Here is a 13,535-nt window from a genome sequence, read left to right on the forward strand (position 1 = left end):
TATTAAAATTATTTTAATTATTCCATAAATACGGAATATTATTAATTATTCCACTTTTAAGGAATATTAACTATTATTCCATAAATAAGGAATACTTTAATTTTTTTTATCCGTCAAATTCTTCATACCTTAGCATTTTAAAAGCAAATCATTGAAGCCAAAAGTCAAAATAATAGAATGTCCAAGAGATGCTATGCAAGGCATCAAAACATTTATTCCTACAGAGAAAAAAGTTCAGTATATTCAAGCTTTATTAAGAGTAGGTTATGATACTATAGACTTTGGAAGTTTTGTTTCTCCAAAGGCAATTCCGCAAATGGTTGATACTGCCGAAGTTTTAGCACGACTAGATTTGTCGCAAACACAAAGCAAACTTTTAGCTATAATTGCCAACACAAGAGGTGCGCAAATGGCTGTTGAACACAAAGAAATTCAATATTTAGGTTTTCCTTTTTCGATTTCCGAGAATTTTCAAATGCGAAATACACATAAAACTATTGCTGAATCTCTTGTAACGCTCAACGAAATCCTTGAAATTGCCGATAAAAGCAACAAAGAAGTTGTAGCTTATTTGTCAATGGGTTTTGGAAATCCTTATGGTGATCCATGGAATGTTGAAATCGTAGGAGAATGGACCGAAAAAATGGATAAAATGGGAGTAAAAATTCTTTCGCTTTCCGATACAGTTGGAACTTCAACTCCAGAAGTGATTGATTACTTGTTTTCAAACTTAATTCCAAAATATCCTAATATCGAATTTGGAGCACATTTACACACAACTCCAGACAAATGGCACGAAAAAGTGGATGCAGCTTACAAAGCAGGTTGTCATCGTTTTGATGGTGCCATTCAAGGTTTTGGTGGTTGTCCAATGGCTGCCGATGATTTAACCGGAAATATGCCAACAGAGAAATTATTATCTTATTTCACTGCTGCAAAAGTAGATACTAATTGTCATGCTATGAGTTTTGAAAGTTCTTATAATGAAGCTTTGAAGATTTTTACGAATTATCATTAGAAGCAATTCCAGCTATACATTACAAGATTTTTTCAACAATCCTTTTTTTGTAAGTCATAAAAAGAGCTTCCTTTGGTCGCTTTTTTACAACAACAAAAAATAGAATTCTTCAAAAAAATGCTTTTCATTGCTATCTGGGCTAAAAAAATCTCGTAATTATTGAAACTGAACACTAAAAACTGACCACTGAATACTTTTTTATACTATATTTGCATGCAATTTAACTACTACAATACTGAAATTAATTCAGCATAAACTAAATTGCAATGAACGCACACACAACAAAGATCATCGGAGAAGGACTTACTTATGACGATGTACTATTAGTTCCTAATTACTCAGAAGTTTTACCACGAGAAGTTAGCATTAAATCCAAATTTTCTAGAAACATTACATTGAATACGCCAATTGTATCTGCAGCGATGGATACAGTAACCGAAAGCGCTATGGCAATTGCTATGGCTCAAGAAGGTGGAATAGGTGTTTTACACAAAAATATGTCTATCGAAAAACAAGCAGCCGAAGTTCGTAAAGTAAAACGGGCTGAATCTGGAATGATAATCGATCCTGTTACTCTACAATTAAATGCGACTGTTGGTGATGCCAAAAGAGCCATGAAAGAACATGGAATTGGAGGGATTCCAATCGTAGATGAACACATGACTTTAAAAGGTATTGTGACGAACCGAGACTTGCGTTTCGAACGTAAAAACGATCGTCCAATTACCGAAGTAATGACATCAGAAAATTTAGTAACTGCAAAAGCTGGTACAACCTTGCAACAAGCCGAAATTATTCTTCAAGATCATAAAATTGAAAAATTATTAGTGGTTGGAGACAATAATAAATTAGCTGGATTAATCACTTTTAGAGATATTACAAAACTGACTCAAAAACCAAACGCTAATAAAGACCAATACGGACGTTTACGTGTTGCTGCTGCTCTTGGAGTGACGGCTGATGCTGTAGAACGTGCAACGGCTTTAGTAAATGCTGGAGTTGATGCAGTAATTATTGATACAGCTCACGGACATACAAAAGGAGTGGTAGATGTTTTAAAATTAGTTAAAGCTTCTTTTCCTGATTTGGATGTTGTGGTTGGAAACATTGCTACACCAGAAGCTGCTAAATATTTAGTAGAAAATGGTGCAGATGGTGTAAAAGTCGGAATTGGACCAGGTTCAATTTGTACTACAAGAGTTGTGGCTGGAGTTGGATTTCCTCAATTTTCGGCTGTGATTGAAGTGGCTGCTGCTATAAAAGGAAGTGGTGTTCCTGTAATTGCTGATGGTGGAATTCGTTACACAGGTGATATTCCAAAAGCGATTGCTGCTGGTGCTGATTGTGTAATGTTAGGTTCCTTATTAGCTGGAACAAAAGAATCTCCAGGGGAAACAATTATTTTTGAAGGAAGAAAATTCAAATCCTATAGAGGAATGGGTTCTATTGAAGCTATGGAAGATGGTTCAAAAGACCGTTATTTTCAAGATGTGGAAGATGATGTTAAGAAATTAGTTCCAGAAGGAATTGTAGGTCGTGTACCTTACAAAGGAGAATTAAACGAAAGTATGCAACAATTCGTAGGTGGTTTAAAAGCCGGAATGGGATATTGTGGTTCAAAAGATATTGCTACATTACAAGATACAGGCCGTTTTATTAGAATTACAACAAGTGGAATAGGAGAAAGTCATCCTCATAATGTTACGATTACTAAAGAAGCACCAAACTATTCAAGATAGATTTTAAATTTAGAATTTAAAATTTTTAAAAAAAAATCAAAACTTCTCGTTTTTCGGGAAGTTTTCTATTTTAGAAATTATAGGAATCTCATTTTTAGCTTTATATTTGAAGTGTAGGAAAATGTTAGAAAAATCCAAAAAATAAAAATACTAAATGGCTCGATTCAAAGAGAATGATTTACCCAAATCAAAACTTAACGCAAGTACCTTAAGCAAAGCAGTACAGATTTTTAAATATGCAGATACCCATAAATGGAAATTTTATGTTGGCTTGGTATTTCTACTTTTAACAGGTGGAACAGCATTGGCTTTTCCTATGTTATTGGGAATGTTGGTTGATTGTGTCACTAATAAAGATTTGGTTAAAGCCCAAAATATAGCTTTAGGTTTGATGGTGATTTTGTTATTGCAGTCTGTTTTTTCGTTTTTTAGATTATCGTTGTTTATCAATTTTACCGAAAATACGTTAGCAAATATCAGATTGGCTTTATATAGCAATTTGATAAAGTTGCCTATGACATTTTTCTCGCAAAAACGTGTAGGAGAATTAAATAGCCGAATAAGTTCAGATATTACACAAATTCAAGATACATTAACTACAACTATTGCTGAGTTTTTAAGACAATTCATTCTAATTATTGGAGGAATAATTTTTCTAGCCACCATAAGTTTAAAGCTAACATTAATGATGCTTTGCATTGTTCCTGTTGTTGCGGTTGCAGCTGTTATTTTTGGTCGATTTATCCGAAAATTTTCTAAAAGTGTTCAAGATCAAGTAGCCGAAAGTCAAGTTATTGTAGAAGAAACGATGCAAGGAATTTCTAATGTAAAAGCATTTGCTAACGAATGGTACGAAATAGCACGTTACAGAGGAAAGATTAACGAAGTTGTAAAATTAGCCATTAAAGGAGGAATTTACCGTGGTTATTTTGCTTCTTTCATCATTTTTTGTTTGTTTGGAGCCATTGTTGTGGTGGTTTGGTATGGTGTGATTTTGTGTATTGATGGAGAAATAAAAGGTATTGGTGAATTAATTTCTTTTGTGTTATATTCAACTTTTATTGGAGCTTCTTTTGGTGGAATTGCCGAATTGTATGCGCAAATTCAAAAAGCAGTTGGAGCAACCGAACGTGTTTTTGAACTTTTAGATGAAGTTCCTGAAAAAATTAATGCGACTCAAAATCATTCCAAAGAAAAAATAAAAGGAAATGTAACGTTTACAAATGTTGGTTTTTCTTATCCTTCACGACCAGAAATTCAGGTTTTAAAAGGAGTTAGTTTTACAGCTAAATTTGGACAAAAGATTGCGATTGTTGGACCTAGTGGCGCTGGAAAATCTACTATTTCGTCACTTTTACTTCGTTTTTATGATATAGATAAGGGAGAAATTTTAATTGATGACACCAATATTTACGACTTTGATTTAGAAAATCTTCGCGGAAATATGAGTATTGTTCCACAAGATGTAATTCTTTTTGGTGGAAGTATTCGAGAAAATATTGCTTACGGAAAACCAGATGCAACAGAAGAAGAAATATTAATTGCTGCAAAACAAGCCAACGCTTTAGATTTTGTAAACGGTTTCCCTGAAAAATTCGACACTTTAGTTGGAGAACGAGGCATAAAACTTTCAGGTGGACAAAGGCAACGAATTGCCATTGCTCGTGCTTTGTTAAAAAATCCAAGTATCTTAATTTTAGATGAAGCCACTTCTTCTTTAGATAGCGAAAGTGAAAAACAAGTGCAAGAAGCTTTAGAAAATTTAATGAAAGGACGAACAAGTATTATCATTGCACATAGATTGTCAACGATTAGAAGTGCTGATGCTATTTTAGTTTTAAATGACGGAAAAATAGCCGAAAAAGGTACGCACAAAGAATTACTCGAAATTGAAAATGGAATTTATAAGAATTTGAGTAGTTTGCAGTTTAGTGAATACTAGATTTTATTTAGTTTGCAGTTTTCAGTTTTTAGTTTTTAGTAAAATAGTTTAAATAGAAATTTATAATTCTGAGCTCGATTCAGAATTTTTATATTATGTACATAAAAAATCCATTAGTTTTTGCTAATGGATTTTTTGTAAAACTAAAATAATATTCTTTTATTTCTTAGAATCAACTCTTTTCAAACAACGACCTCGAGGCTCATCACCTACATTAAGTAAAATATCAGAATGAAGAAAATCGGCTGCTGCGGCTGAATCTTTAACTTTTTTAGCACTTCGCTTTAGCATTTCGGCTTCAAAATCGGTTAATACACTTTTTCTGATTCCTTTTTCTTTCCAATTGGAAAAGGGTCTACATTCTTTGTGAATTTTTCGAGCTAATGAAAGAGCATCTAATAAAGCTTGATTGGCTCCTTGTCCTTTAAATGGACTCATTGGATGTGCTGCATCTCCAAGTAAAGTTATTTGTTTTCCTTTTTCTAATAATTCGGGCTGCAATAATGCTCGATCATAAACAGGATAACCAGAAATTTGAGATTCCAATGTAGCTTTTACTATTTGTGGAATTGGTTCGTGCCATTCTGTTCTTTTTATAGCTTCTTCTTTAAGTGCTTTCTTTCCTTTTGAACTTAAATCTTTGGCTTCTTGTTCTACCATTGGAAAACTCAATTGCCACATAATTGAATTGGCATCATAAGGCATCATATAGATTCGTTCATTCCCATTTCCTGTTTGAAATACTGTAGCAGAATCTAATAATGATTTATCAACATCTCCAAGAGCTGACAAAGGACAAATTCCTAAAATTACAATACAATCTAAATAGCGTAAAGGTGAAATTTCATCACTAATCAAAATATTTCTGACAGCACTTCTAATGCCATCAGCACCAACTACTAAATCGGCTTTAGTCTTTTTTAGAATTCCATTTGCTTGAAAACTTAAATCAACAGTTTGATCGTCATTTTCTTTAAAATCAACTAATTGATGATTCCATTTTACAACATCAAATCCACCCAATTGTTCTAGTAAAGCTAATCGTAATTCTTGTCGTGCAATATGAATGTTGGTTCTTTTGGGTGATTTTTTTGGTTCAGATTGCAACCATTTTCGCATTCCCCATTCTCCAATTACTTTTCCATCTGTTGTATGAACCAAATGCCTTGTAGAAACTATACCATTTTCTAAAGAGAAAATTCCGAATGCTTCAATGGCTTTGCTGGCTTGTTGTAATGTTAAACCATAGCCTTGTGAACGTGCTTCAAAATTTTCATCGCGTTCGTATAATGTAAAAGGAATTCCGCGATGCAAACAAGCAACTGCTAAAGCCACTCCACCAATTCCGGCACCAATTATGGCAATAGTTGGATAGTTTTCTATATCAATTTCCGGGAATTTTTCGCTTGATATTAATCCAGAACCGGAACAATTTAAACAGGTACTTAAATGAGCTTTTGGTCGAATTGGTTCAGTTCCTTTTTGATTGGATTGTTCAAATTCTTCTACTTCTCTTTGGTATTGTAAACGCACTTTCTTTTTGAGCTTTTGGCTTTTTTTGCCTTGCCCTTTACATTCTGGACAGGTTGTCCATTTTTTTTTTTTATTTTGTGCGTTTTTCAATTGTTTTGGTAGATTTTATCCTAAATGATAAAGATACTACTTATTGCGAAATTAATTCTTGTTTTAGTTTTTCTAGTGTAGTTTCTTTTAAATTGATTTCGAAGTTGGCTTTGCTTTTTGCATCAATATAAAATGTGTCGAAGTAGATTTCTTCACTATTAATAGTATAGATTACACCTTTTATTTTACCAGCAATTTTTATAATTGAATTAAAATTAGTGTCAATAACAAATTGATCAATATATGTTTTGTTGTTCAAATAGATGTATGAAAGATTATAAGTATTTAATTTATTATTATTTTTTATTTCGAATTTAAAATCTTTTTGAGATTCATAGATTAGTATTTTATCTATGTTAATCCAACCAAGTTTGTTGGCTGTAAAAAAGTATAATTCATTATTTGTGTCATATATCTTTTTAATTTTTTTTAAGATTTTATTTCTTTCTTTAGAACTTGTTTTATTACCAGTTATACCATAATCCCATTCATTATTTTCGATTAAAGAATCACCTAAAACAAAGATTTCTTTTTGTGAATTTCCTACAAGTTTTAACAATTCAAGTGAATCTTGTTTTTTTATTTTTGTTAATTCATTATTTAAAACATCTTTATAATAACCACCGTCTCCATTTTTTAAACCAAATTTATAGTTTTTAACAATATCAGGAATTGAAGTAAACATTTTATCTTCACTCAATTTCCATTTAAAAATAGAATCATTGTCATTATAATAAATATTACTATTGGATAATGGTTTATTACTAACTTCTACTTTGTAATTTTTTCCTTCTTTAATAATTAATTGCTTTCCTTCTTCTTTAAAGTTGATATAAAACATTCCTGATGATTCTAGTAGTTCATCTTTATCTGTAAGAGTTGATAAACCATTTAAAATCATATCTTCTTTAGAATAGAATTCTTTTAATTCAAAAGTAATTTTTCCATTGGTATAATTCTCAAATAAGTCTTTTGGAATAATAATTTTTGTTCCTTCTTTACCAATAAAAACTGTGTCTTTATTTAAAACAAATTCAAACTTTTGAAGTTTATCTGTTTGAAGTAAGGTACTTATTTTTTCAACTTTTGAAATTTCGTTTTCAGTTTCTAATTCCTCTTTTTTCTCTTTTTGACAAGAAATCAGAATGAATGTAAGTAGAAGAAGAATCAATTTTTTCATAAGACTTTTTTTGATGTTTATATCAAATCAAAACTTATGCCACTTGTTAATGATTTGTTAATCAGTTAATTATTATTTTTCAATTTAAAAAAAATTAGACTAAAAGACTCTTTTTAATTTTCTATACAGTTTTTTATTACATGTCATTTTAATTACTCCGCAACGACCTAATTCTCCAAAATATTTTACATTTTCATTATTTGTAGGTATTTCGATTGAAGTAATATTTTTTAAATTAATATTATTCATGATTTTTGATAATTTAGGAGTTTCAAGTAAATCTATATCGTAATAATTATTTTCAAAATTAATTATAAATAATATTTTACATATATGTTTTTCAGGATTTCTTGGATTATCTAAAATGATTCTATTTTTATTATTACTAAAAAGTGTATCGGAATGGATTTTTTCCTTAATCATTGTAATTTTTTCAGAATCAGACTGTATTTCTTTAAATTGTTTTAACCATATTTCAGTTTGAACCTGTTTAGAGTTGGGTTTTTCATTTTTTTGAGCAAAAATACTCATTGAAATTAATAATGTTATTATAATTACTTTCATATTAATAGTTTTAATAATACCTTCTTTTAATTAAATTACTCGAAGAATGAGACAATCTTTTTTCGATCACCAACAACCCAAACAATATCATTTTTACTTAAAATAAAATTAGATTCAGGGTTTAATATTCTTCTTCCGTTGTGTTCCACACCAACTACTAAACCTTTTGTTTGTTCTCTTAATTCAGATTCTCTAATGGTTCTTCCAATGAAATCTTGCTTTTCTAATTCAAATTGTTGTAAAATAATATCAGAATCTTCTTCTTGAAGCACCTTAAACTCATGTTTTTTCAAATAATCACCAAACTCTTTTACTTGAATGTCAGTTCCGATTACAAAAATTTCATCGCTTGGATATAATTTTTCATATTTGGTTGGAATGTTAATATGTAAGTTTCCACGCTTGATGTAAGCAATATTAACTCCAATTTCTTCTCTAATTTTTATTTCTTCTAAAGGTCTTCCTACTAAATCAGATTCTGGAACAATTACAAAATTTGCCATGTGACCATCCCAAGGAGATAAATTGTTTCGATTAATTTTCTTCACAGAAAGCTCTCTTTGGTTGTAATTTTTAACAAATCGATTTTCAATTTTTAAATAAAGTTTATTGATTTTTTTCGGAAATAACATAATAATTACAACTGAAAACACGAAAGCCAAAACAGCAATTCCTGGTGAAAGGAAGTTGTTTAACATCATTCCAATAAAGAAGAGACCGATTATCATCCTAATGAAAATTAAAACAAAAATAGGTCCATGATGCTTTTTGTTTTTTAATAATTCTTGTACTTCTACCGTAGCAATTCTACGTAAGGATACAGCCCATAAAAATGGAGCTATAATGACGAATGTTATTGCAGCTGCAACAATATTTCCGTAACTATAATCATCCATCAAAGGCAATAAATATCTTTTTGACATTTGAATAATAGCAAATAAAATAATTGAGTGAATTAAAACTTGAAAAACATATTCTTTTATAGCTTTTTGCCAAGTACTAACCGTTTTTATAGCTTGTGCATTTGCACTATAGATTTCAATTCTTTTAACCCATCTTTTGGGTAGTTTTTTCTCAACAAAACCTGCAAATGGTGATGCATATTTTATCATATAAGGAGTTGTAAATGCTGTGACTGCAGAAACGGCTACAACAATTGGATACAAGAAATCACCTGTAACATTTAAGGAAGCTCCAAGCGTAGCAATAATAAAAGAAAATTCTCCAATTTGCGATAAACTCATTCCGGTCTGAATGGATTCTTTTAAAGGTTGACCAGAAATTATGGTTCCAATAGTGGAAGTAATAGATTGTCCAAAAATGGTAATTAGAGTCAAAATCATTACTGGAAATGCGTATTCTATTAATGTATCAGGATTTATTAACATTCCAACAGATACGAAGAAAACGGCTCCAAATAAGTCCTTTACAGGTTTTACTAGATGTTCTATATGTTCAGCTTCATTCGTTTCAGCAATAATTGAACCCATTATAAAAGCTCCTAATGCTGGAGAAAATCCGACACCAGCAGCAAAAATCACCATGAATAAACATAGCGCTAATGAGATTATCAATAGTGTTTCATCTGTAAAAAGGGGTTTTAGTTTTTTTAATAAAGTTGGAATAAAAAAGATTCCAGAAACAAACCAAATGATTAAAAAGAATCCTAATTTAAACAGAGATTGAATCAATTCTGTACCAGAAAACTGTTGACTTACAGCAATGGTTGACAGTAAAACCATCATTAAAATGGCCACAATATCTTGTACAATTAAAGCACCAATTACGTTACCTGTAAATTTTTGTGATTTTACTCCTAATTCATCAAACGCTTTTAGGATAATTGTTGTAGAAGAAATGGATAAAATCACACCTAAGAATATAGAGTTCATTTCGTTCCAACCCATAAATTTACCAGCATAATATCCAAGAACTATCATGCAAATAATTTGGGTTAAAGCGGTTATGGAAGCAGTTCCTCCAACTTTAAGTAATTTTTTAAAACTAAATTCCAATCCTAAACTGAATAATAGGAATATAACTCCGATTTCAGCCCAAACTGTAATGCTATTGGTGTCTTTTACTGAAGGAAAAAATGAAAAGTGTGAACTAGCTAAAAATCCAGCTACTAAATATCCTAAAACTAATGGTTGCTTTAACTTTCTAAAAATCAAGACTGCAATAGCCGCTGTAATTAGGATTAATCCTAAATCATTAATTAAATTTGGTATATGAACAGTAGTGCTAGCGACTAATGGTATTGACATCAAGTTTTTTTATAAAGTTAATTATTCGTTTAAATTTAGGCAATATTTTTAAGTTTAATTAACTTTTTAAATAATAAAAAATCCTGCTAAAAGAATAACAGGATTTTAAAAGTTCTAAGTAAAGTCTATTTATATACCTAAATAATTACTTGGAGTAATTTGTTTCAATTCAATTTTAATTTCATCTGAAACATTCAACGTTTCAATAAAAGCATGAATAGATTCTTTATTGATAACCGTATTTGTTCTTGTTAAATTTTTTAAAGCTTCATAAGGGTTTGGATAAGCTTCACGTCTTAAAATTGTCTGAATCGCTTCTGCAACAACAGCCCAATTTTTTTCTAAATCTTCTGCAAACTTACTTTCATTTAAAAGCAATTTGTTTAAACCTTTTAAAGTTGCTTCGAAAGCAATTAAAGTATGTCCGAATGGGACACCAATATTTCTTAAAACCGTGCTATCAGTCAAGTCACGTTGTAAACGAGAAACTGGTAATTTAGCAGAAAGATGTTCGAAAATCGCATTGGCAATTCCCAAATTTCCTTCACTATTTTCAAAATCTATTGGATTTACTTTATGTGGCATTGCTGATGAACCAATTTCACCTTCTTTTATTTTTTGTTTGAAATATTCCATAGAAACATAAGTCCAAATGTCTCTGTCTAAATCTAATACTATGTTGTTAATACGTTTTAAAGCATCAAAAAACGCTGCAAAATGATCGTAATGCTCTATTTGTGTTGTTGGAAAAGAATGATGTAAACCTAAAGCATTTTCTACAAAATCAGTTCCAAATTGTTTCCAATCTTGGTTTGGATAAGCCACTTTGTGCGCGTTGTAATTTCCAGTTGCACCACCAAATTTGGCAGCAAAAGGAACGTTGAATAACGAACGCATTTGTTCTTCAATTCGTTCTACAAAAACTAAAATTTCTTTTCCTAATCGAGTAGGAGAAGCTGGTTGTCCGTGAGTTCTTGCTAACATAGGAATGTCTTTCCATTCTACACTCAACTCTTTTAATTTTTGAACTAAAGAAATTAGGGTTGGTAAATAACAATCTTCAAAAGCTTCTTTTGTAGAAAGTGGAATTGCAGTGTTATTAATATCTTGAGAAGTCAACCCAAAATGGATAAACTCTTTATATTTTGATAATCCTAAAGCTTCAAATTTTTCTTTGATGAAATATTCAACCGCTTTAACATCATGATTTGTTGTTTTTTCAGTGTTTTTTATCCAAAGTGCATCTTCTGTACTGAAGTTTTTATATAAATCGCGTAAGGCTTCATACTTTTTTACATCGACACTTTCAAGTTGTGTTAGAGGCAATTCGCACAAAGCAATAAAATATTCAACTTCCACTAAAACTCTGTATTTAATTAGAGCTTCTTCAGAAAAATAAGGTGCTAATGATTTTGTTTTGTTTCTATAACGTCCGTCGATTGGAGAAATAGCGTTTAATTCCGTTAGGTTTTGCATTTTTTTTGTGTTGTGATGTAAAGAAATGCAAAAATAGTGATTAGTGATTAGTTATCAGTTATTAGTTTAAAACTTTTTATAAGTATATTGATTAGTTTTTTAAAAATTAACAATTGGGACATTATCAACTATAATTTTGTTTTATTTTACTTCTTGCATTTTTTTCACTTGCATTAACAAAATCTTTTTTGGAATTAACGGAATCATTAAAGTCATTATCTTTTGTGTAAAAGTAAGACCTGAAATAACATCTAATTTACCATCTAACATTCCAATATATCCAGCTTTTGCAACATTTCTAGCACTAGCAGTTTTTTTAAACATTATAGTTTTATCCATACCTGATATTTTTCCAAATTGAGTTTCGGTTGCTCCAGGCATTAAATTAGTAACAGTGATATTTGTATTCTTTAATTCTTCTGCAATTGCGTTACTAAAAGAAGACACAAAAGCTTTTGTTGCAAAATAAACAGCTTGCAAAGGTCCTGGCATTAAACTCGCAGTTGAAGAAACGTTAAGAATTTTTCCTTCATTATTTTTAATGAAATCTTGCAAAAAGTAATGTGTTAAGGAAGTCAATGCACTTATATTTAAATTTATCATTGCCATGTCTTGTTCTAAATCTCTTTCATTAAATTTACCTATACCACCAAAACCTGCGTTATTAATTAAGTAATCTACCTTTAAACCTGCATTTTTTATTTCTTCATAAACTTCTCTTGTTGCATTTTTTTCAGTCAAATCTTTTACAATTACAAATACATCTATTTTATATCTATCTTCGAGTTCTTTTTTTAATTCTTTTAATTTGGTTTCACTTCTAGCAACAATTATCAAATTTCCTCTTTTTTCAGCATGTATTTTAGCAAATTCTTCACCAATTCCGCTACTTGCTCCTGTAATTAATGCTGTTTTTTTCATTTTTTTTATGTATTTTTTTTGAAGTTTGTTTATTCATTTAAAACTTATTTCAATCTTCTAAATTCATCACGAACAATCTTCATGCCTTCGGTTGCTGAAAGCGGAATAACTTTTAAAGGATTATCTAAATCATAAATGGTTGCAGGTTTTGGATCTATATAATAAACCAAAACATCTTCATTCACATAATTAATTAAACCAGCAGCTGGATAAACTTGCAATGATGTTCCAATAACTAATAAATAATCTGCTTCTTCTATAATTTCCATAGCCTTTTCCATTTCTGGAACTTCTTCACCAAACCAAACAATATGTGGTCGTAGTTGGATGTTATTACAGTCTAAATCTCCTAAAATAATATCTTTATTCCAATTGATTATTGAATCTATATCTTTTTCGTTTCTTGCTTTTAATAATTCTCCGTGTAAATGAATGACTTTAGTGCTTCCTGCTCGTTCGTGTAAATCATCCACATTTTGAGTAATGATTGTGATATCAAAGTCAGTTTCTAATTCAGCTAAAATGGTGTGTGCTAAATTGGGTTGTACTTCAGCAAGTTGTTTTCTTCTTTTGTTGTAAAAGTCTAAGACTAATTCAGGATTGTTCATATATCCAACAGGAGAAGCTACTTCCATAATGTCATGTCCTTCCCACAAACCATCTGCATCTCTAAAGGTTTTGATGCCACTTTCGGCACTTATTCCAGCACCAGTTAATACAACAATTTTTTTCATATTATTTTCTGTAAAAACGGTTTTTTTTAGATTAAACTTGTCATATCAAATATAAAAAAAATCCTTCAGAA

10 protein-coding genes are annotated in these 13,535 nt (G+C 30.5%); 3 read left to right on the top strand and 7 right to left on the bottom strand.

All coding sequences use genetic code 11. The annotated features are described in order from the left end of the window. The first annotated feature begins 193 nt into the window (after window positions 1–193). The 3 genes from G507_RS0103680 (at window position 194) to G507_RS0103690 (ending at window position 4,699) form a co-directional block, all read left to right on the top strand. Window positions 194–1,018 carry a hydroxymethylglutaryl-CoA lyase gene (locus G507_RS0103680; RefSeq protein ID WP_415776894.1) on the top strand — a complete coding sequence of 275 codons (825 nt, stop codon included), beginning with the start codon at window positions 194–196 and terminating at the stop codon, window positions 1,016–1,018. 266 nt (window positions 1,019–1,284) lie between these two features. Then, entirely contained in the window at window positions 1,285–2,757 is a 1,473-nt protein-coding gene (gene guaB, locus G507_RS0103685) for an IMP dehydrogenase (RefSeq protein WP_026716217.1), read from the top strand. A gap of 154 nt (window positions 2,758–2,911) precedes the next feature. Beyond that, the gene (locus tag G507_RS0103690; RefSeq protein WP_026716218.1) at window positions 2,912–4,699 is read left to right on the top strand and encodes an ABC transporter ATP-binding protein; all 1,788 of its coding nucleotides are present in this window, start codon (window positions 2,912–2,914) and stop codon (window positions 4,697–4,699) included. Between the two features lie 159 nt (window positions 4,700–4,858). On the opposite strand, the gene G507_RS0103695 is transcribed toward G507_RS0103690, so the two are convergent. From G507_RS0103695 to G507_RS0103725, 7 genes are all read right to left on the bottom strand, one after another. Next, window positions 4,859–6,322 carry an FAD-dependent oxidoreductase gene (locus G507_RS0103695; protein ID WP_026716219.1) on the bottom strand — a complete coding sequence of 488 codons (1,464 nt, stop codon included), beginning with the start codon at window positions 6,320–6,322 and terminating at the stop codon, window positions 4,859–4,861. Between the two features lie 40 nt (window positions 6,323–6,362). Beyond that, window positions 6,363–7,502: a hypothetical protein gene (locus G507_RS0103700; protein WP_026716220.1), complete on the bottom strand. Its 1,140-nt coding sequence runs from the start codon at window positions 7,500–7,502 to the stop codon at window positions 6,363–6,365. A gap of 99 nt (window positions 7,503–7,601) precedes the next feature. Further along, entirely contained in the window at window positions 7,602–8,066 is a 465-nt protein-coding gene (locus G507_RS0103705) for a hypothetical protein (RefSeq protein WP_026716221.1), read from the bottom strand. Between the two features lie 35 nt (window positions 8,067–8,101). Then, window positions 8,102–10,333 (bottom strand): monovalent cation:proton antiporter family protein, encoded by a 2,232-nt coding sequence (locus tag G507_RS0103710; protein WP_157496477.1) that lies wholly within the window; start codon window positions 10,331–10,333, stop codon window positions 8,102–8,104. A gap of 129 nt (window positions 10,334–10,462) precedes the next feature. Beyond that, a complete protein-coding gene (gene purB / locus G507_RS0103715) occupies window positions 10,463–11,809 on the bottom strand; it encodes an adenylosuccinate lyase (RefSeq protein WP_026716223.1) in 1,347 nt (448 codons plus the stop codon). 141 nt (window positions 11,810–11,950) lie between these two features. After that, the gene (locus G507_RS0103720; RefSeq protein WP_026716224.1) at window positions 11,951–12,730 is read right to left on the bottom strand and encodes an SDR family NAD(P)-dependent oxidoreductase; all 780 of its coding nucleotides are present in this window, start codon (window positions 12,728–12,730) and stop codon (window positions 11,951–11,953) included. 44 nt (window positions 12,731–12,774) lie between these two features. After that, on the bottom strand, window positions 12,775–13,464 hold the full coding sequence (locus G507_RS0103725) for an SIR2 family NAD-dependent protein deacylase (RefSeq protein ID WP_026716225.1): 690 nt from the start codon (window positions 13,462–13,464) through the stop codon (window positions 12,775–12,777). Window positions 13,465–13,535 lie beyond the last annotated feature (71 nt).

The sequence above is a fragment of the Flavobacterium gelidilacus DSM 15343 genome, assembly GCF_000422685.1.
Classification (GTDB): domain Bacteria; phylum Bacteroidota; class Bacteroidia; order Flavobacteriales; family Flavobacteriaceae; genus Flavobacterium; species Flavobacterium gelidilacus.

What these genes read in the sequence shown, in the direction of transcription:
- G507_RS0103680 (WP_415776894.1), top strand. Translation starts at nt 194, where the DNA reads ATGCAAGGCATCAAAACATTTATTCCTACAGAGAAAAAAGTTCAGTAT.
- guaB (WP_026716217.1), top strand. Translation starts at nt 1,285, where the DNA reads ATGAACGCACACACAACAAAGATCATCGGAGAAGGACTTACTTATGAC.
- G507_RS0103690 (WP_026716218.1), top strand. Translation starts at nt 2,912, where the DNA reads ATGGCTCGATTCAAAGAGAATGATTTACCCAAATCAAAACTTAACGCA.
- G507_RS0103700 (WP_026716220.1), bottom strand. Translation starts at nt 7,502, where the DNA reads ATGAAAAAATTGATTCTTCTTCTACTTACATTCATTCTGATTTCTTGT.
- G507_RS0103705 (WP_026716221.1), bottom strand. Translation starts at nt 8,066, where the DNA reads ATGAAAGTAATTATAATAACATTATTAATTTCAATGAGTATTTTTGCT.
- G507_RS0103710 (WP_157496477.1), bottom strand. Translation starts at nt 10,333, where the DNA reads ATGTCAATACCATTAGTCGCTAGCACTACTGTTCATATACCAAATTTA.
- purB (WP_026716223.1), bottom strand. Translation starts at nt 11,809, where the DNA reads ATGCAAAACCTAACGGAATTAAACGCTATTTCTCCAATCGACGGACGT.
- G507_RS0103720 (WP_026716224.1), bottom strand. Translation starts at nt 12,730, where the DNA reads ATGAAAAAAACAGCATTAATTACAGGAGCAAGTAGCGGAATTGGTGAA.
- G507_RS0103725 (WP_026716225.1), bottom strand. Translation starts at nt 13,464, where the DNA reads ATGAAAAAAATTGTTGTATTAACTGGTGCTGGAATAAGTGCCGAAAGT.